Origin of the sequence: Paracoccus luteus (assembly GCF_004522155.1) — a bacterium.
Taxonomy (GTDB): Bacteria; Pseudomonadota; Alphaproteobacteria; order Rhodobacterales; family Rhodobacteraceae; genus Paracoccus; species Paracoccus luteus.
Genome location: NZ_SDEA01000013.1, coordinates 13,064 through 32,231 on the forward strand (window position 1 = coordinate 13,064; position 19,168 = coordinate 32,231).

The 19,168-nt window shown below is 60.8% G+C and carries 18 protein-coding genes and 3 pseudogenes; 6 read left to right on the forward strand and 15 right to left on the reverse strand.

The features are described 5' to 3' along the window. Positions 1–80: 80 nt before the first annotated feature. The gene (locus EPA64_RS16950; protein WP_255302509.1) at positions 81–215 is read right to left on the reverse strand and encodes a hypothetical protein; all 135 of its coding nucleotides are present in this window, start codon (positions 213–215) and stop codon (positions 81–83) included. Positions 216–264: 49 nt separating this feature from the next. On the opposite strand from EPA64_RS16950, the gene EPA64_RS13530 reads away from it, so the two are divergent. Then, a complete protein-coding gene (locus EPA64_RS13530; RefSeq protein WP_031623917.1) occupies positions 265–1,035 on the forward strand; it encodes an alpha/beta fold hydrolase in 771 nt (256 codons plus the stop codon). 76 nt (positions 1,036–1,111) lie between these two features. On the opposite strand, the gene EPA64_RS13535 is transcribed toward EPA64_RS13530, so the two are convergent. Then, positions 1,112–1,585: a hypothetical protein gene (locus tag EPA64_RS13535; RefSeq protein ID WP_029074263.1), complete on the reverse strand. Its 474-nt coding sequence runs from the start codon at positions 1,583–1,585 to the stop codon at positions 1,112–1,114. A 10-nt stretch (positions 1,586–1,595) separates the two neighbouring features. Then, a complete protein-coding gene (locus tag EPA64_RS13540) occupies positions 1,596–3,584 on the reverse strand; it encodes a conjugal transfer protein TraG (protein WP_029074264.1) in 1,989 nt (662 codons plus the stop codon). Positions 3,585–3,853: 269 nt separating this feature from the next. Here EPA64_RS13540 and EPA64_RS13545 point away from each other — a divergent pair, with 269 nt between their 5' ends. Beyond that, positions 3,854–4,360, forward strand: coding sequence for a winged helix-turn-helix transcriptional regulator (locus EPA64_RS13545; protein ID WP_031623797.1), 507 nt, complete (start codon positions 3,854–3,856; stop codon positions 4,358–4,360). A 4-nt stretch (positions 4,361–4,364) separates the two neighbouring features. Beyond that, on the forward strand, positions 4,365–5,627 hold the full coding sequence (fabF, locus tag EPA64_RS13550; protein ID WP_084639837.1) for a beta-ketoacyl-ACP synthase II: 1,263 nt from the start codon (positions 4,365–4,367) through the stop codon (positions 5,625–5,627). Between the two features lie 123 nt (positions 5,628–5,750). Here the strand turns inward: fabF and EPA64_RS16810 are convergent. The 3 genes and pseudogenes from EPA64_RS16810 to tet(G) all read right to left on the reverse strand — a co-directional run. Next, positions 5,751–5,936 (reverse strand): annotated as a pseudogene (locus tag EPA64_RS16810) (DUF3363 domain-containing protein); the annotation flags it as partial. Further along, positions 5,873–6,796 (reverse strand): LysR family transcriptional regulator, encoded by a 924-nt coding sequence (locus EPA64_RS16815; RefSeq protein WP_028657710.1) that lies wholly within the window; start codon positions 6,794–6,796, stop codon positions 5,873–5,875. The pseudogene EPA64_RS16810 and the gene EPA64_RS16815, both read right to left, overlap by 64 nt. 89 nt (positions 6,797–6,885) lie before the next feature. Beyond that, positions 6,886–8,061: a tetracycline efflux MFS transporter Tet(G) gene (gene tet(G), locus EPA64_RS13565; RefSeq protein WP_001257840.1), complete on the reverse strand. Its 1,176-nt coding sequence runs from the start codon at positions 8,059–8,061 to the stop codon at positions 6,886–6,888. Positions 8,062–8,164: 103 nt separating this feature from the next. Here tet(G) and tetR(G) point away from each other — a divergent pair, with 103 nt between their 5' ends. Further along, positions 8,165–8,791 (forward strand): tetracycline resistance transcriptional repressor TetR(G), encoded by a 627-nt coding sequence (gene tetR(G) / locus EPA64_RS13570; RefSeq protein WP_000163574.1) that lies wholly within the window; start codon positions 8,165–8,167, stop codon positions 8,789–8,791. Here tetR(G) and EPA64_RS16405 read toward each other — a convergent pair. The 9 genes and pseudogenes from EPA64_RS16405 to EPA64_RS13615 all read right to left on the reverse strand — a co-directional run. Continuing rightward, positions 8,788–8,904, reverse strand: a pseudogene (locus EPA64_RS16405) (DUF3363 domain-containing protein); the annotation flags it as partial. The gene tetR(G) and the pseudogene EPA64_RS16405 overlap by 4 nt on opposite strands. 93 nt (positions 8,905–8,997) lie before the next feature. Then, positions 8,998–10,212 carry a chloramphenicol/florfenicol efflux MFS transporter FloR2 gene (locus EPA64_RS13580; RefSeq protein ID WP_000214125.1) on the reverse strand — a complete coding sequence of 405 codons (1,215 nt, stop codon included), beginning with the start codon at positions 10,210–10,212 and terminating at the stop codon, positions 8,998–9,000. A 216-nt stretch (positions 10,213–10,428) separates the two neighbouring features. Further along, positions 10,429–11,826: a DUF3363 domain-containing protein gene (locus tag EPA64_RS17020; RefSeq protein WP_425467042.1), complete on the reverse strand. Its 1,398-nt coding sequence runs from the start codon at positions 11,824–11,826 to the stop codon at positions 10,429–10,431. Positions 11,827–11,835: 9 nt separating this feature from the next. Further along, positions 11,836–12,336, reverse strand: a pseudogene (locus EPA64_RS17110) (relaxase/mobilization nuclease domain-containing protein); the annotation flags it as partial. Between the two features lie 460 nt (positions 12,337–12,796). After that, the gene (locus EPA64_RS13595; RefSeq protein ID WP_134726876.1) at positions 12,797–13,705 is read right to left on the reverse strand and encodes a lytic transglycosylase domain-containing protein; all 909 of its coding nucleotides are present in this window, start codon (positions 13,703–13,705) and stop codon (positions 12,797–12,799) included. Continuing rightward, positions 13,702–14,037 carry a DUF736 domain-containing protein gene (locus tag EPA64_RS13600; protein WP_100650080.1) on the reverse strand — a complete coding sequence of 112 codons (336 nt, stop codon included), beginning with the start codon at positions 14,035–14,037 and terminating at the stop codon, positions 13,702–13,704. Before EPA64_RS13600 ends, EPA64_RS13595 begins: the two co-directional genes overlap by 4 nt. Before the next feature lie 217 nt (positions 14,038–14,254). Continuing rightward, the gene (locus EPA64_RS13605) at positions 14,255–14,647 is read right to left on the reverse strand and encodes a MerR family transcriptional regulator (protein WP_134726877.1); all 393 of its coding nucleotides are present in this window, start codon (positions 14,645–14,647) and stop codon (positions 14,255–14,257) included. A 167-nt stretch (positions 14,648–14,814) separates the two neighbouring features. After that, positions 14,815–17,463 carry a heavy metal translocating P-type ATPase gene (locus EPA64_RS13610; protein WP_134726878.1) on the reverse strand — a complete coding sequence of 883 codons (2,649 nt, stop codon included), beginning with the start codon at positions 17,461–17,463 and terminating at the stop codon, positions 14,815–14,817. A 211-nt stretch (positions 17,464–17,674) separates the two neighbouring features. Further along, the gene (locus tag EPA64_RS13615; protein ID WP_342773373.1) at positions 17,675–18,073 is read right to left on the reverse strand and encodes an ArsR/SmtB family transcription factor; all 399 of its coding nucleotides are present in this window, start codon (positions 18,071–18,073) and stop codon (positions 17,675–17,677) included. Positions 18,074–18,403: 330 nt separating this feature from the next. Between EPA64_RS13615 and EPA64_RS16495 the strand changes: the two genes are divergently transcribed. Further along, positions 18,404–18,940, forward strand: coding sequence for an FAD-binding oxidoreductase (locus EPA64_RS16495; protein WP_281278584.1), 537 nt, complete (start codon positions 18,404–18,406; stop codon positions 18,938–18,940). Next, on the forward strand, positions 18,937–19,122 hold the full coding sequence (locus EPA64_RS16500) for a ferredoxin reductase domain-containing protein (RefSeq protein WP_220443760.1): 186 nt from the start codon (positions 18,937–18,939) through the stop codon (positions 19,120–19,122). The genes EPA64_RS16495 and EPA64_RS16500 overlap by 4 nt, the downstream gene beginning before the upstream one ends. Positions 19,123–19,168 lie beyond the last annotated feature (46 nt).

Genomic DNA, 19,168 nt, shown 5'->3' on the forward strand with positions numbered 1-19,168 from the left:
GAATTGGGCCGGTTCAACAAGTATCTAAGCGGCGGCGGCAATCGGCGGCCATCGGCGGTAAATAGGACGGGTCCGAATACTTATTCTTGATCGCCGTTGCTCTCGGATTCGTCCGGCAACGGATCGTCGGGAAGTGAGTCGAGGTCGCGCGACAGCTCTTTGAGGAACCTGTCGCCGGTCGCCAGACGCCGGCCGAGATTCTGCTGCCTTTCCACCTCTCCTTTTTGCTACCGAAGTTGCGATCAGGCTTGTCGCACGTTATTAATGGTCATGCCCTATGTTAAAAATGACGACGTTCTCGTGAGGTATGAGACGTTTGGTGATGAAACGAACCTGCCTCTTGTCCTGATCTTTGGCATCAGCATGACCTGTGAGGACTGGTTAGAACTTGGCTACATCTCAGGATTGGCTAAGGAATTTCATGTCGTATGTGTCGAACCTCGCGGGCACGGGCTAAGCACATGCCCCACGAATTCGTCCTCTTACGCATTGCCCAAAATGGCTTCTGACATTGAAACGGTAATCAACACCCTAGATCTAGTAAATCCATTAGTCTGGGGATACTCGCTCGGCGCAAAAATAGCGCTCGCTGCCGCCGTTCAAAATCCAGAGGCTTATCGAGGATTGATTCTTGGGGGGTTCGAGCTTCACTCTGAAGTCGATTTGGCGACAGATATGGTTGCCGAAACATTTTCCAGTGGAGCACAAGCTTGGCTTGCTGTTTGGATGCAAATGTTCGATGTGCCGGACGGCATGGCCACCCGTCTTGCTCGCGTCAACACCAACGCACTTCATGCATTACGCACCGCTGAAGCTGAATGGCCGCCCTTGGGTGCGGCTTCTGAGTCGTTCACTGCGCCAGTTTTACTTTATGCAGGCGAAAAGTGCTTTTTTCGGAATGCAACAGCCGCCGCCGTCGCACATTTCCCATCAGCACGGTATCTCGAACGCCCTGGGCGAAATCACTTTGATCTGATGCCTGATAGCGCGTGGATAACCGGAGAGGTAGTTCAGCAATTCGGAAGCTCTAGATAACATTGATGCGTTGACGGAGAGAAGTAGGCGAACCTAGCGCCGCGCATAGCGACTATAGTCGGTGCAATAATCTTCATCAGCGCTCCTGCGTTGGATGATTGTTCAACCCCGGAAGACCTTCTTCAGGCCCAACATCTCTCGTAATCTCCTTCAAGAACCTGTCGCCCGTCGCCAGACGCCGGCCGAGATTCTGCATGAATCCTTCAAACCGTTCCGCACCTTTCGCGCGGGCAGCAGATTGCGCGGCTCCTGAAAGCGGCGGCGTGATGGTCATCCAGAAATGGATGAACTGCGCGACCGTCTCGCCGAGGACGGCGAGATCTAGGTCGAGCGTGTCGATCTGGCGGCCGAGTTTATCCAAGCGGCGAGACATGGCGGCTTCAAGCTGGTCGTCGGCATCGCCGGACAGGTAGGACATGACCGCCGCCTCCACGATGGCGGATTTCGAGACATTGCGGCGCAGCGCCGCCGAGCGGCGCAGCGCCATCGCCTCGATCTGCGGGATGAGCGCTGGGTCGAAATAGAGATTCAGGCGGGTGCGTGTGGTCATAGGCGTGTCCTCAAAGCTCGATTCCATCATCGGGGTTCATCGCCACCTGCCGCGCCACCATCCTCATGCGCTGGCGGATAGTGCGGGCCTTGGCCGCGTCAACATCCGGCTCGTCGTCCAGAATGTCGAACTCCTGTTCGGGGGATGGCGGCGGGGTGACGATTTCCTCATGCTCGGGCAATTCCGGCTCGCGGCGGATGCCGGCGTTGGCCGGATCGCCCTCGGTCGCATCTGCGGCGACCGTTGCGGAACGGCTTCCCGCCGCGACCACGCGGCCGGACCAGTCATCGGCGGATGGGCTGGGCGCCAGCGGAGCGGCGACCAGATCGGGCGGGGTCAGGATGCGTTCCTGAAACCGCGCATCCTCGAAATAGCGGGCCTTGGTTGCGCGGATCGGCGGCGTGCCCGCGACCATGACGATTTCGTCGGTTGGCGGAAGCTGCATGATCTCGCCCGGCGTGAGCAGCGGCCGAGCCGTCTCCTGCCGTGAAACCATCAAGTGACCTAACCACGGTGCAAGGCGATGGCCGGCGTAGTTGGTGGAATCGCGCAACTCGGTCGCGGTGCCAAGCGCGTCGCTCACCCGCTTGGCCGTCCGCTCGTCATTCGTGGCGAAGCTGACGCGGACGTGGCAGTTGTCGAGGATGGCGTTGTTCGGCCCATAGGCGCGCTCGATCTGGTTGAGGCTCTGCGCGATCAGGAAGCCTTTGATTCCATACCCCGCCATGAAGGCGAGCGCCGATTCAAAGAAGTCGAGCCGGCCGAGCGCCGGAAACTCGTCCAGCATCAACAGCAGGCGATGGCGCTTGCCGGAGGTGGTCAGTTCCTCGGTCAACCGCCTGCCGATCTGGTTGAGGATCAGGCGGATAAGCGGCTTGGTGCGGTTTATGTCGGACGGCGGCACGACCAGATAGAGCGTGACGGGCCGGCGGCTGCCGACCAGATCGGCAATGCGCCAGTCGCATCGTGCCGTCACCTGCGCCACCACGGGATCGCGGTAGAGGCCGAGAAATGACATGGCTGTGGAAAGGACGCCGCTGCGCTCGTTCTCGCTCTTGTTCAGCAGCTCGCGGGCCGACGACGCGATGACGGGATGAACGCCAGCCTCGCCGAGATGCGGCGTATCCATCATGGCGCGCAAGGTCGCCTCGACCGGGCGACGCGGATCGGACAGGAAGTTGGCAACGCCCGCCAAGGTCTTGTCCTTCTCCGCATAGAGGACATGCAGGATCGCGCCGACCAGCAGCGAATGACTGGTCTTTTCCCAATGGTTCCTTTTGTCCAAGCTGCCTTCGGGATCGACCAGAATATCCGCGATGTTCTGCACGTCGCGGACTTCCCATTCCCCTTGCCGGACCTCCAGCAGCGGGTTGTAGGCCGACGATCTGGCGTTGGTTGGATCGAACAGCAGCACGCGGCCATGCTTCGCGCGGAAGCCCGCTGTCAGCGTCCAGTTTTCGCCTTTTATGTCGTGGACGATGGCGGATGCGGACCATGTCAGCAGCGTCGGCACCACCAGCCCGACACCTTTGCCGCTGCGCGTCGGGGCGAAGCATAGGACATGCTCCGGGCCATCATGGCGCAGGTAGTCCCGGTTGTATCGGCCGAGCAGGACGCCATCGGGACCGAGCAGGCCGGCGGTGCGGATTTCCCTATCCTCTGCCCATCGCGCCGAACCATAGGTGGCGACGTTGCGCGCCTCCCGTGCCCGGATGATCGACATGAGGATGGCGGCGGCGATGGCGAGGAAACCGCCCGATACGGCGATGATGCCGCCCTCGACGAAGATCGCGGGCGCGTAGGCGTCGAACGAAAACCACCACCAAAAGAAGGCCGGCGGATAATAGACCGGCAGGCCAACCAGCTCGAACCACGGATTGCCAAGCTGGGGCTGGAAGCCGAGGCGAAACGCTACCCATTGCGTCGCCGCCCACGTCATCACCAAGACGATGGTGAAGACTACGGCGATCTGACCCCAAAGGATTCGGCCTCCGCGCAATGCAGGCTCCAGTCGGCAAAAGAGACGGAGCCGATCAGAGAGTAGGCAAAATCGGGACAGGCAACAGGAAAGCGGATGCGAGAGGGCTGCCGGATACTATCGGCGGCAAATAGGACGGGTTGCATTCACCGCCATCCGGCCGGGTGATCGCCGCTGCTCAACTGGTCGGGCGAATCGCCGCAATGGATGCCTCGGATAGCCCTCGCGTCATGTCGCCGCTGTCACATATGTAACTTGCATAATGGAAGTAACGCCATTATGGATGTGCCATGCAACGAACAAGCTTTCTATCATCCGAATGTCCCGCAGCCCGAGCGCTGGAAAGCGTCGGTGACTGGTGGAGCATCCTGATCCTGCGGGACGCCTTCCAAGGGTTGAGCAAATTCGATGAATTCGAGAAGAATCTCGGTATTTCCACGAACATTTTGGCGAGGCGATTGAAACATCTCACAGCCGAAGGGTTGTTTGAAAGGCAACGATACAATGATCATCCGCCTCGATTTGAATACGTCCTTACCGACAAGGGGCGAGATTTCTATCCGGTAGCAATCGCCCTGTTCGCATGGGGAAACCGGAATCTTGCGCCCAATGAAATAGCCATGCGCCTTGGCGACAGGGAAACCGGTAGGGAACGAAACGCCATCATAGTCGATGCGGATACTGGAGAAAAAATCACTCCTGAAAACACGGTTCTTCTAGCAGGCCCAGCGGCGACGGAAGAAACGATGCGCGTCATAAACCGTGTGAAGCGGGTAAACTCAGAAAAAGCGGAATAATCAAATGCGTCGAATTGTTATAACCGGCATGGGTCTGGTGGGCCCTCTTGGTTCCGGGACCGAAACAAGCTGGAAAAGGCTCTTGGAAGGAAAATCAGGAATTAGGAGTTTGCCCGATGAAATCTCCAGCGACCTGCCGGTGAAAATCGGAGGACTCGTTCCCAGCCTGATTGAAGATTCCGAAGCCGGTTTCGATCCCGATGTGATCGTTGACACAAAGGATCAACGAAAAATGGATCGCTTCATTCTGTTCGCACTAGCGGCCGCGATGGAGGCTCTTGAAACGGCGGGATGGCATCCTACGTGCGACTACGAACGTGAGCGCACGGCGACAATTATTGCCTCTGGTATAGGCGGATTTCCTGCAATTGCTTCAGCAGTTCGTATAACGGATACACGGGGAGCACGGAGGCTATCACCCTTTACCGTGCCATCGTTTCTGGCCAATCTCGCGGCAGGACATGTTACCATCAGGCATGGATTTACAGGTCCTATTGGCACGCCTGTAACCGCCTGCGCTGCCAGCGTTCAAGCCATCGGCGACGCCGCGCGGCTGATACGCTCTAACGAGGCCGACATCGCTCTGTGCGGCGGGGCAGAAGCATGCATTGATAAGGTTAGTCTTGGGGCATTTGCTGCCGCGCGAGCACTATCCACCGGCTACAATACTACCCCGGAACTGGCGTCGAGGCCGTTCGACACCGGGCGCGATGGTTTCGTAATGTCTGAAGGGGCGGGTCTGATCGTCATAGAGGAATTAGAACATGCCCTCGCTCGGGGTGCCAAGCCCATAGCGGAATTGGTGGGATACGGCACAAGCGCCGATGCACATCATATGACTGCCGGTCCAGATGACGGCCGAGGCGCGGCCCGTGCGATGGGAATTGCACTCCACAGTGCTGGGTTGAAACCAATCGATATTCAACATTTGAACGCACATTCCACCTCCACCCCCGTAGGAGATCGAGGAGAAATTGCCGCGATACAATCCGTGTTCGGCAATCATGATGTGGTCGTAAGCGCCACGAAATCGGCTACGGGGCACCTACTTGGTGCCGCAGGCGGTATTGAGGCAATCTTCACGGTGCTCGCTTTGCGCGATCAAATTGCTCCCCCAACGAGAAATTTAGAAACCCCCGATCCTGTTGCCGCTGGTATCGACCTCGTTCGCCAATCTGCGCGGCCCATTCTCATGGAACATGCCATTTCCAACGGATTCGGCTTTGGCGGTGTTAATGCAAGTGTCGCTTTCCGGCGATGGCAGTAACAGTCCCGGACTGTGCTTCCGCAAACACTTCGGTTCGCTACGCAACGATGGTCAGATAACGCTTTTGAGAGGAAGGTCGAATAGAGCATTGATCCTATAGCGCCGGTCCTATCTGCCCGCGCAGACCTCGCTGCTGAGCTGGCGGTTGATGACCGGCCGCCACGGGACAAGGGTGCATTTATGGCTCTTTTCAACCACAGCGAACTGGCTGCTGGATAATTGTACGGTGCCGGTGGACTTGTCGCTCACGCCTTCGCTATCCGTGGTAGTATCGAACGGTAGTCCGTGCAGACCTTCCGGCCCATGTCGTTGGCGAGGCTGAGCAGGTTGCGAAGCGCCGCGCTGCGATTGGACGGCGACCAGACAGCCGAGAAGGCGACCGGCTCCGGCTCGTCGGTGAAGGGCAAAAAGACAATGCCGTTTGTCGGCAACAGCGCCGTGGCCGCGCCGACGATGGTGATGCCAAAGCCCTGTCCGACCAAAGACAAAAGGGTGCCACGCCCCACGTCGAAGCGCAGGATCGACGGCGCAGGCCAGCGCTCGGCATGGCGTAGCACGATATGGCTATGAACCTGCGGTCCAGTGCCGCCATGCCTGACAAGGAACGTCTCGCCTGCCAAATCGGGCCATGTGACGGCTGACCGCTTGGCGAGCGGATGCCGTTCCGGTAGCACCGCCAAGAGCGGTTCGGTCCATGTGCGACGGGAATGGCAGTCGGGTGGTTGGGGCGTGCCCGCGACGAACGCCACGTCCAACCTGCCGGCGCGAAGCTGCACCACCGCTTCACGGGCCGGGCCTTCGGCGATCTCGACTTCAACATCGGGGTAATCCTTGCGGTATTGGCCGATCAGCTTTGCGAGGAAGCTATGCGGAATCAGGGCATGGATACCGATACGAAGCCGGCCGCTTTCTCCGGCTGCCGCCATGCCGGCGGTTTTCACCGCATGGTCGAGTTGGTCAATACCTACGGCTATCCGCTCGACGAAATGGCGTCCGGCCTCGGTCAGCCGAACGCCGCGCGCATGACGCTCGAACAAGAGGATGCCGAGGTCTTCTTCCAGTGCCTTCACGCGGGCGCTGACGCTGGACTGTGCAACGCCGAGCGCGTTGGCGGCGTGACGGAAGTTGAGATATTCGGCGACAGCGAGAGTGTGAACTAAGGTCATCATTGGCACTCGCCCCGAAAGGAGATGATTGCTCAACAGATTTAATCCGTCATTTCTCCTAAGTCTACGCATGCCAAATCGCCATGACTAAATCACAATGAAGTTGCGAATGGTCTGCGTAGTATTGGCAGACATATTAAATAGAGGATCGCGCCGACAATCCAAACCCAACCGTTCCATGCCCCGGCGGTGGCAGAATAGAGTGCTGTGAAGCCAAGCGGTCCTGCGATAGAGCTTAGATTGGTGAGGCTCGTTAGCGTTCCTTGCAAAGCCCCTTGCTTGTTACTGCTGACATTGTTTGAGAGCATTGCCTGCAAGGCCGGCATGCCAACACCCCCGGCGGCAAGCAGCAACAGAATCGGGAACACCATCCATCCCTGCGTGGCAAAAGCCAGAAGAACGAAGCCAGTCGCATCCGCAGCCATGCCAAACAGCAGCGTGCGCCGCTCTCCAAGCCGGCTTGAAAGCGGGCCGGTAACAAACGCTTGGAAGATCGCATGTGTTGCCCCAAACGCCGCGAGCGACAAACCAACGGTCGCGGTGTTCCACTGAAAACGGTCCTCGCCATATATGACCCATAGGGCTGCAGGCACTTGGCCGATCAGTTGAATAATGAAGAAAACTGCGAAAAGCGCACCTAGCCCGCGCAATGCATCATCCAGCCGTAACAGAACGAATGGTTTGATGCGAACCGGCTTTCCGGTCCCGCCATGGCTGTGATGAGTCTCCTTGAGGAAAATGCAGGCAAGCAGGAACGCGAACCCGTTGAGAAGGGCGGCGGCGATAAACGGGGCATGAGCAGAGATACCACCGAGCATGCCACCAAGTGCTGGCCCGGCAATCATGCCCGCCCCATAACAGGCCCCCATGTAGCCGAACCAGCGTGCGCGAGAACCTTCCCCCGTCGAATCGGCAATGGTTGAGGCTGCTACAGCTCCGGTTGCGCCCGTGACGCCGGACACGAGTCGGCCGATATAGAGCACCCATAAGACCGGCGCTGATGCCATAATCGTGTAATCGACTGCGGCTCCTGCAAGAGAAGCCAGAAGTACCGGACGCCGACCGTAAGAATCCGAAAGCTGTCCAAGCATGGGCGCGAAGACGACCTGCATCAATGCATAGAGCGACAGCAAGGCACCATAGTGTCCAGCGACCTGCTCTGCTGGCACAAGCTCACGCAGAAGCGTCGGAAGGACGGGCATGATGAGGCCGAGACCCATGGCGTCAAGACCCACGATCAGCAGGGCAATGATGGCAGAGCTGCGCACCTGAAACTCCAGCGCCGCTCAATGGAGCGACTTTATCAACGATAAGGAGATGGACATAGAACTTATCGGTGATAAATTGTCAAGCACTGGCGAAGGAACGTGAATGACCAAACTGGACAAGGGCACCGTGATCGCGGCGGCGCTAGAGCTGTTGAACGAGGTTGGCATGGACAGCCTGACGACGCGGAAGCTCGCTGAACGCCTCAAGGTTCAGCAGCCTGCGCTTTACTGGCATTTCCAGAACAAGCGAGCGCTGCTTGATGCGCTCGCCGAGGCGATGCTGGCGGAACGCCATACCCGCTCGCTACCCGAAGAGAATGAGGACTGGCGGGTGTTCCTGAAAGAGAATGCCCTGAGCTTCAGAACGGCGTTGCTCTCTTATCGCGACGGCGCGCGTATCCATGCCGGCACTCGACCGACAGAACCGAATTTTGGCACCGCCGAGACGCAAATACGCTTTCTCTGCGCGGAGGGCTTTTGTCCGAAGCGCGCCGTTTGGGCGCTCCGGGCGGTCAGTCACTATGTGGTCGGTTCCGTTCTCGAGCAGCAGGCATCTGATGCCGATGAGAGAGTTCCGGACAGGCCAGATGTGTCCGAGCAAGCACCGTCGTCCTTCCTGCACGATCTGTTTCACGAGTTGGAAACAGACGGCATGGATGCTGCGTTCAACTTCGGACTCGACAGCCTCATCGCTGGTTTCGAGCGGCTGCGTTCATCTACAACAGATTAGAGGCTTATGCCCCTTTGCCGCCCCAACTGCCACGACACCGATCCGCTTTGCACGATGCCCATGACCTCACGGCCGAGCTGGCGGTCGATGACCGGCCGCCACGGGACAAGGGAAATGAGCGGTATCTTGCCAGACAGGATACCGCCATTCACGAGGTTTCGAAGATTATTGCGCCGCATCAAAGCGGGCTTGCTTCCAGTCGTCGGCTAGACGACTGGCGACTTCTCGGTGGCAGCATCACGGGATCGAAGGAGCGCCAGCCCCAACGACACCAGCACTGCCATTGCCGTGGCGTAACAAATCACGGGCCACGCTGTATCGCCGTTTAACAGCGTCACCGCCAATGTCCCGACGATACTGACTATCAGGCTTTGGATGCAGAAGTAGAACGCAACCGCTGATCCAGCGATGTCGTCGAACTGCGCAAGTGCGCCGTTGGCGGTAACGGACACCGTGAAGACAATGCCGACCGCGACAACCCACATCGGCAGGATGAAGCTGAAAAATGACGGCGATCCGAAAAGTTGGCCGATCCCCAACAGGATCGCGCCGGAAACGAGCAACGCCATCCCGCGCGCTACGCATCCCGCGATACCCCATTTGGCAACGAAGGACTTTGCGAAGCGGGTTGTCGTGACCATGACCAGCGCGACAGTCGCGAAGGCCAAGCTAAATCCGATCTCGGAATAGCCGGCTTGGCCTATGAGAACACGGGGGGCTGTCGAGAAGAAAACGAAGAATGTGCCCATGCCGGCACTAAATCCGACCGTGTAAACCCAAAAGGCCGGACTCGCGAAGATCGGCAAAACAGATCGTTGCGTTCTGGCCTGATCCAACGGTCGGGTTTCATGCCACCTGAAACTGGCGTTTAAGAGTGCGAGCGAAGCCAGTGCAGCCAGTGTGATGAAGATCGCCTGCCATCCCCAAAACTCGCCGATCAGCGCACCGGCTATAGGGCCGAGCGCAGGCACGAACGCCAGCATCGAACTGAAAAGGCCGTAGATGACGGCACCTTCGGGACGATTGGCATATACGTCGCGCACGGTCGCGAAGGTGGCCACCAGCATGGCCGATGCTCCAACAGCCTGAACCAGACGAAACGCAACAAAGGCTAATGCAGTTGAAGAACAAGCCGCTCCCAGAGACGCAGCAACGAAAGCCGTTGCGCCTACAAGCAGGATCGGCCGTCGCCCGACGCGATCGGAGAGTGGCCCAAAGATCACTTGGCCCACACCGAGCATCACCATGTAGAGGCTCAACGTGAGTTGGATTATGGATGGAGTCGTGTTCAGGACGCCCGGCATCGCCGGAACGACTGGAAGATAAATATCCATCGCCAGCGAGGCGAGGATGTCGAAGGGAGCCATAAGCAGCAAGGCTGCCGGCAGCGTATAGGCCCACGCGGGGCGTGTGGTGGTCATGACGAATCAACCGCTCGATTAAGGATACCGGGCAGCGTCTGCTCGTCAGCAATCAGATGGGATTGGTCTTACAGAGCGCCGCAACAACAATTCTGATGTTGCGGCTTACTTGTCTGCTGACTTGGAATTTCCCATGCTGATGGCTCCACGATTACGAAATTGAATAGCAGCTCTTATCGAATTAGTTGTTGCGTTGCAATGCGGTATCGTTGGCTCCTATAGCCCCAACCCCCGCTGCCGCCCTAACTGCCACGACACCGAACCGCCCTGCATGATACCCGCGACCTCGCGGCCGAGCTGGCGGTCGATGATCGGCCGCCACGGGACAAGGGTGAACTCGTGGCTCTTTTCCACGATGGCGAACTTGCCGCTCGTTAGCTGGACAGTCCCGGTGAACTTGCCGCTGACACTCTCACCATCCTTGGCGGCGCGGAACGGCAGCGCCTTGCCCTCGGTCATCTCCGCACCGGCGCGCGCAACTTCCCGCTCGCGCAGGGTGGCGAGAAGATTGCGCCGGTAGAAGATTCGGCCGTCCCTGTTGCGCGTGGCGTCGCGCTGTTCGATATGATGCTCGCGGCGCTGGTCCATGGCTTCGCGGACCTGTTGCCCGAAGCCGGTCGGCGCAAGGTCGGCCGTTTCGCCATGGACCAATCGCCGGTCCAGCCATGTCGCGCAGTCCGAACGTATCTGCCTTTGCAGATCAACCGGGGAAAGCACGCGAACGCTGGCCTGCCGGTCGCGGCCGGTATCGTAATCAGCCGCGCGGCTGACCAGATCATCTGGGATGCGCCATTGGTCGGCGTCGATGCGCTCGACGATGCCGGCCCGGCGCAGCGCCTCCAGCCGCCGGACATGGGCATCGATATAGCCCTCATCGTCGCCGCCGGGAACGCGGCCCTCGAATTTCGCCTGCTCCAGATGGCGGCTCGGCCGATAGATGCCGTCCTCGGCGATGGCGGTGATGGTGCGGTCGGACGGCCGGGGTGCCACCTCGGCCGGGCCGATCTGGATGACGCTGCCAATGCGGGCGTCCTCCAGCCGCTCGGGCGTGATGCCGGCGATGTGGTGCGTCCTACCGTCGATCCCGTCCACCACGATTGTCAGGTTCTCGCCCAACTCGTCGGACAGGTGCTTGTCCACGACGCGGCCGACGATAGGCGTCTCGGGCGCTCCGTCATGGATTTGGAAGCTCATGGGATCGCGTTCGCCTGCCTGCGGGCCGAGCGCCTTCTGCATGGTGCGGATAATGTCGCCACGCTCGCCTAGCTCGCGCAGGGCCGGTTCCATGTCCTTGCTCAATTCCCAAACGGCGGGCGCGTGCTCGGTCGCCAGCCCCATCTTCTCCAGCTTGGTAAGGCGGCGCAGGCGCAAGGTGCGCTCGAACTGCCGCCTCGGCTCTGCCAGTTCATGGCGCAGGTCGAGGAAACGGGCATCGGCTTCCTCGACCATGGCGCGGTCGATCCGGGTGAAACGGTCTTGGTCGATCTCGGCGGATAGCTTGCGGGCCTGCTCGATCTCGGTCACGGGGCCGAGTTCGAGACTGGCAAGCTCGCTGGCGCGTTCGCGCAGGCCGGCGGAAAGGTAGTCGCCGTTGATGACTAGATCCCCGCCCATATCGTCGCGGCCGTTGACGACGATATGCACATGGGGATGGCCGGTGTTGTAGTGATTGACGGCAACCCAATCGAGTTTGGTGCCAAGGTCAGCTTCCACCTGTTTCATGAAATCGCGGGTGTAGGCCGTGAGGTCCGACAGCTCCGCCCCCTCCTCGGGCGAGACGATGAATCTGAATTGGTGGCGGTCGTCCTTGCCGCGATCAAGGAAGGCGTCGCCATCGGCGCGGTCCTCGGTCGCCGAATAGAGCCGGCCCCGCTCGCCGTCGCGTGAGGTTCCGTCACGCTGGACATAGCGCAGATGTGCACGGGCACGGCCGCCCTTCAATGCGGCCCTGACGCTGCGCTGCTTGACGATGACGCGGCGGCTGCCCGGCTGGCGATGATGCCAGTTGCCCGAGATATTGCGGGCACGCACGAAGCTCGCGCCCCGGCCGCGCTTCACGCCCTTGCCGCTGGCGACCACGGCACGGGACCGGCCCGACGATGACGGGCGGGCGGATGACGGCATGGAAGGGTCGCGGGAGGCTGCCGCCTGATGCTGCCGGGTGATCTTCCTGACCTGCGTGAAAAAGCTCTTGGTCTTGCCAGCCTTCGGCGTGTCGGATCGGATGCGGCCGGGCTTCGGTCGGAAGCGGTTTTCGTCGTCGGCGCTCAAGGGCGCGACTCCAGCCCAAACCGCCGGAAAACCGCCGATCTGCGCCTATGGTGCCGCTTGAAACCCTGCAAAGCCAAGGCTTTGCGCAAAATCGCGGCACGCGGCCCCTCAAAACCATGGTGCCGGAACCGGCCACCTAACCAGTGTGCAGACAACAACAATTTCCAGAAGCGGCCCGACATGGTGCCGTCTTCTTTAATCTTGCCCTCCGCCCTTTCTGTCTTTTCTGCCCCTCCTGCCGGGAATCCTGCCGGGCGCAAACCTGCCCGACCAGATGCCGAAACCAGCGCCGCCGAGCGCGGGAACGCCGCCCTCATGGGGTTCTCCCATCGCTGGCGCTCGCCACGAAAATGCTGCCGTCCTGCGGCTCCGCACGGGCGCGGCCGTCGCCTGTTTGCACCTCGGACGGCGGCGCGGCGGCAGCTCGCGTGTCGTCCGGGCGCATGACGAATAGCGGTGCCTCGCGCCAGTCGGGCGGCGGTGCCGGTGGTTGCAACGGCGCATCCGATGGAGCCGCGCCGCCAAGGATCGGGGCGAGCGCGGCGACATAGGCGCGTGTCTCGGCGGGAAGCGGGCGGCCCGTCGTGCGGTGCTCGTCATAGCGGCCGGGGCCGGCGTTATAGGCCGCAAGCATCGCGCCGACATTGCCGTAGCGGTCAAACATCTCGCGCAGATAGGCCGTGCCTGCGAGGATGTTGTCGCGCGGGTCGTAGGGATCGCGGCCGAGGCCATGGCGGACGCGCAGGCCCGCCCATGTGTCGGGCATCACCTGCATCAATCCCATCGCTCCGGCCGACGATATGGCGCGCACATCGCCCGCGCTTTCGGCGCGCAGCACGGCACGAATCCAGTGCTCGGGGATGCCGAACCGCTGCGACGCCTCGACGATGTGCGCCGCATACGGATGGGCAACGGCCGGGCGCTCGACCGATGCGGATTGCGCGACGGCGACGCCCGGTCCTATGCAGACGGAAAGCGCCCCCGCCAGCAGCAGGACGACATAATGCCATGCCGGCCTGTCTCCGCTTCGCCGCCAGCCTGCCAGCGTGCTCGCTGCGGTCAAGGGCAAGGCGCAAGCGCCGGCCGGGGGCCGCCCCTGACCTTCGCTGCGCGCGCCGGCCGTCTGGTCGCCGAGCGGGACGAAGGGATGAGACGGCTTTTCCGCGAACAAAGGGATGCCGATCTTTGACCGGATTGCGGGCCGAACGCGCGCGGCTGTCATTCCTCATCCTCGATCTTCCGGGCGTGCTTCCAACGCAGGGTCCAGACCGAAGGATCGTCGTTGGACTGGAACAGTTTGGCGCGGATCGGGGACGGGAAGATTGGCCCCTCCAATCGCATCGACACGAACTCGCCAGCGTTCTCGCTGGAGTCTTTCCATGCGGGGCCGGCGTCCGGGCCGTCCTCGCTGCCGAGGCGCACGCGATAGTCGGGTGCGTTCTTCACGTCGCTCGGCTTGGCCGGGACGATGAATAGCTGTTCTCTGAGGCCGAACGAATGAAGCTCCCCCGCATAGCCGGCTTCGGTGCGGGTGAAGGTGCCTATCTCTGCCATGGGAAATCTCCTGCCGGTCGCTTCGAGCGACAGTTCGACAAAGTTGCGTTCGAAGCTGCGGGTCTAGCCCTGCTTGCCGTCAGGATGACGGGTCAGCAGCCGTTGCCCATGAGACGGTTGTTTTGGCCCGGTTCAAATAAGAGGTTCAAGTGTACCAACTGCCGCATGTTTTCATGCCGAGGCTAGTGAATGGATTCGTCCGTCTTGCCTGAACACCTCACCACAGCGGGTTCGTTACAGAAGGTTGAGGGATCGTGTGACATGGCTTCGCGTCTTCAGCTACAAGCTCAACGAGCTTTTCGAGTGCCTCCAGCCGGACGATTTTTTCTTCGACCGCAGCGAGCTGCTCTCTTGCAATGCGGAGGGCGTCGGACGGATGGGAGTACGATGCATCAGCCAGGCACAGCAGGTCGCGGATGGCGTCGATACTGAATCCGAGTTCGCGGGCGCGACGAATGAACAGCAGACGTTGGACTGCCGCAGGTTCGTAGCGCCTCTGATTTCCTGTGTTTCGCAAACCCTTGGGCAGAAGCCCGATCTGTTCGTAATAGCGGATAGTCGCTATCTTGACGCCTGTTTTCTGCGAGAGTTCTCCGATGCCGATATCCAAGATTGACGTCCTTCTGGAATTCAAGCCGGGGACCGGCCTGTTCGCGTCGGTTACGAAAACGACATAAATTGCCGGTCGGACATATGGGCTGGGGCGCGGTCGTGACACAGGCCGGTCGTGCGAAGCCGCCAGTCAGGTATGACTGGCGACCGGGTCCATACGGAACGTCAGTGGCTTTCGGCAGCCACGAGGGGACGTGACGGCATCCCATTGTCGCGCCCGTCGTCGGCAGGCTTCGCCCCCTTGAAGAGCAGAAGCCGCATGGCGTTCAGCGTGACGATCACGGTGGCGCCGGTATCGGCAAGCACGGCGATCCACAGCCCGGTGATGCCGAGAATGCTGGTCACGAGGAAGACAGCCTTGAGTCCCAGAGCGAAAATGACGTTCTGGTGGATGTTGGCCATGGTGGCGCGCGACAATGCCACGAGGTGGGCGACATCTGTCACGTTGCTCTTGAGCAAAGCCGCATCGGCCGTCTCGATTGCTACATCCGTGCCGCCGCCCATGGCGATCCCGACGTCCGCAGTCGCAAGCGCCGGGGCGTCGTTGATGCCGTCGCCGACCATGGCGACCTTGGACTGCCGTTTCATCTGGTTGACGAGATCGAGCTTGTCCTGGGGCAGCAGTTCGGCGTTCCATTCGATGCCGAGACCCTTGGCAATAGCCTGCGCGGTACGCTTGTTATCCCCGGTCAGCATGACGGAGCGCACGCCCATGGCGTTGAGTTGGGCGACACCTTCGCGCGCATCGCGACGAGGCTCGTCACGCAGGGCAATGAGACCGAGAAGTTCCTTCTCCTGCTCATCGAACAGGACCGCGACGGTGTTGCCGCCATCCTCAAGTCTTTCGATGGCCTTGCGATCCGAGGCACCGATGGTCGCTACTTGAGCGGCATGCAAAGGAGAGCTGACCGCAAGGCGCCGGTCGTCGACGGTCGCATGGACTGCCTTGCCAGGAGTGGCCGAGGCGTCTGTGACTGCCGGAATGGTGATATCGGCAGCTTCGGCTCGGGCGATAATTGCCTTCGCAAGGGGATGATTCGAGCCGCTTTCGATCGCGGAGGCAAGTCCAAGGACCTCGTTCTGACTGCGGTTCCCGAGCGGCAAGACTTCCGTGACCCGTGGTTTGCCTTCCGTCAGGGTGCCGGTCTTGTCGAAGGCGATGGCGCGCACCTTGCCGATGGTTTCGAGCGCGTTGCCGCCCTTGATCAGCAAGCCGCGACGCGTCCCGACGGCCAGACCGGATGCGACGGCGGCCGGGGTGGAAAGGACCAGCGCACAGGGGCAGGCGATGAGGAGTAGTGCGAGGCCGCGATAGAGCCATTCATCCCAGCCACCATTCATCGCCAACGGGGGAACGACGACGATCAGGGCGGCAATCAGCATTACCGCTGGCGTGTAGTAGCGGCTGAAATTCTCGATGAAGCGAGCGGTCGGGGCCTTGGAGCCCTGGGCCTGTTCAACGAGCTGGATGATGCGCGAAATGGTGTTGTCGGCTGCCGTCTTCTCGACACGCACATGCAGAACGCCGTCGACGTTGATCGAGCCGGCGAACACGCTGTCGCCGTTCGCCTTGGAGCGCGGAACCGATTCGCCCGTAACCGGAGATTCGTCTAGGCTGGAAGTCCCATGGACGATCTGCCCATCGGCCGGCACGCGGTCACCCGGCCGAACCAGAACGAGATTATCGACGCGCAGGGATGCGGCAGAAACGGTACGCTGGCCACCACCGGGATCAAGAATGACGGCCGTCTTCGGCACGAGCGAGGCCAGTGCCTTGATGCCGGCACGGGCACGGCCCGCTGCAACGCTTTCGAGAAGCTGTCCGACGGAGAAGAGGAATACGACCAGCGCAGCCTCTTCGGACTCGCCAATGAAGAGCGCGCCAAGTGCCGCAACCGACATCAGCGTTTCGATCGAGAATGGAGAGCCTGACATTGCGAGCGCGAACGCTTGTCGTGCGAACGGAATGACGCCGATTACCACGGCAGCGGCGAATATCCAGATGCCGTAATCGGGAAAGAAGTGCGCAATGCCGTAGGCCGAGCCCAGCAGCAGACCAAGGCCAAGCACATGCTTGCCCTTGCGGGTTTGCCACCAACGCTGGTCCTTGCCGACCGGAGCGGCGGCCTCGACGGCTGTATCCGCGACCTCATCGAGCCGGCGTGCGTTCGATACGCCGAACCCTAGGCTCCTGATCGCCTTTTCGATGTCGGGACCCCTGGTGGTCGCGCCCGGTGCGAGACTGAGCTCAAGGATTTCTGCGGTGAAGTTGACCCGGACGTCAGAAACGTCGGGCATGCGCGACAAGGCGGTCTCGATCTTTGCGACGCAGCTTGCGCAATCCATACCCTCCACCCGCATCGACAGGTTGGGCGGAGCGGATGGCGCGGTGCGGTGCGTCGGAGCATGTGCTGCGTGGTCGTGGCCGCTGCAATTCCCATGATCGTGCTGGTGATCGTGGCCGCTGGCGACGCCATGGTCATGGGCCCCGTCGCAGCCACTATGATCGTCGCCCTTGTGGGCATGGCTGTCCGGGCGATGGGCAGGTGCGGCCGGCACGGCGGATTCAGGCAGTTGCGTGACGTCGAACCCAAGCGACCTGATCTTCCTGGCGATATCCTTCGCCGTCGTCTTGCCGGCAGGATCGCGGGACAGCACCAGGGTTTCCGTGGTGAAGTTGACGGCCACGTCCGAGATTCCTCCCAGGCGGCCGAGCGCGGTTTCGATCTTGCCCACGCAACTCGCGCAATCCATGCCGCCGACATGGAAGCCGAGCCGTTCGTCGGCTCTCGTGGTCGAAAGTCCTGCTGTCATCCTGAACTCCTTTCTTGCCGGCAGCGGGCGTTCATTCGCCTTCGGGAATCTGCCTAGTTTGGCTCAGAACAATAACTCAATTGAACAACTATTCAAGTATCAGTCGAAAAAGAATCCTCATTGTGCCTCATGGAGGTTCGCATCCTGGATTGTGACCTGCCAGAGAAGCTTGCAGGGCAAGACACCGGGCGTGGGGATGCGCGGGGCCGGCCTATTCGTCCGCGTGATCTTCTGCGATGTGGATCGCCATGTCCTGCAGGACATGGCTGACGTGATGGTCGGCAATTTCATAGAAGATCTGCTTGGCATGCCGCTCGCCCTTGACGAGCCGCGCGCCGCGCAGCAGGCGCAGGTGGTGGCTGACAAGGGAAAGGGATAAGTCCAGCTTTTCGGCGATGTCGCCGACGGATATCGGGCCTGGCATACAGCTCAGAATAATCTTCAACCGCGACGGATCCCCCAGCAGGCGAAAGGTTTCCGCAAGGATCGTGACCTCGTTCGGTGAGAGCGAGGAAGGGTCCAGGTGGCTGTGGGCTTTGGCCTCGACGGGCTTTGCGACCTTAGCCTGTTCCTCAGCCTTTGGTTTCGGCTTACGAGCAGTCATTTGCATAATTCACCTGTGCTGGGGACGCAGCCCGCCCGCGTCGGCGGCGAGGCACTGTCCATATTGATTTGTCGGATCCAATCTACCGGAAGAGCGCGCAATCGCAATGCGGAACACCGCCGCTGTCGATTGGCGGCGCTGTCTGATCAGTGGCGTCTAGTGACCAGCCGGCCCGCCGATCGAGGGCAAGGTGGAATTGCTCCAACATTCACGCTTTGCCCTTACGGAGGAAGAAAAGGCCGACAACCTGATCCTGGCGTGCCGTGCGCAGCCGCAGACAATGCGACAGTCGCCTGACTGGGCAGCGACGACGATGTCGTTGCATCCGTCCGCCAACTGGATGCGACCGTAACCCGCCTCGATGATCTGACCCACGATATCAAGCTGCTCCAGATCACGCCTGCGGACGGTGCGCCCTTGGAGTTCGCTGCGGGGCAGTATGCGCAGCTAAGCTTCGATGAAGTGCCCACGCGCAGTTACTCCATGGCCAACCGGCAAGGGAATGGCAACCTTGAATTCTATATTCGCCGTGTTCCAGGAGAAGCGACGTCGGAGCATGTGCATTGTACACTCAAGGCTGGCGACGAGGTGGAGATCGAGTCCCCGCTGGGTTCCTCCTATCTGCGCCAGCATCACACCGGCCCGGTCCTGTGTATCGCTGATGGCTCCGGGCTAGCGCCGATCAAGTTGATCGTGGATACCGCGCTCGCCCACGGTATGAAGCAACCAATTCATCTCTACTTCGGAGTCCGCAGCGAACGGGATCTCTATCTTGTCGAGCATTTCCAGACGCTGGCCGAACGCCACGCCGATCTTTCCTTCGCGGCCGTGCTTTCCGAGGCACGGTCGACCGATATCGGCGCGACTTCGTGACCGAGGCGGTGGTCGAGGACCTTGCTGACCTCGACGGGTGGAAAGCCTATGTCGCTGGTCCGCCCCGTATGGTGGATGCCGCTACGAAGATGGCAGTCGCGCGGAGGCTGCGCAGCGAGGACGTGCATCCCGACGTATTCTTTACGCCTGAGGTGCTTCCCGCTTCGGTGACCGCGGAGTAACGCGTCGGTTTCTATGATTATTTCATCAACGAAGAAAGCCAGCCGC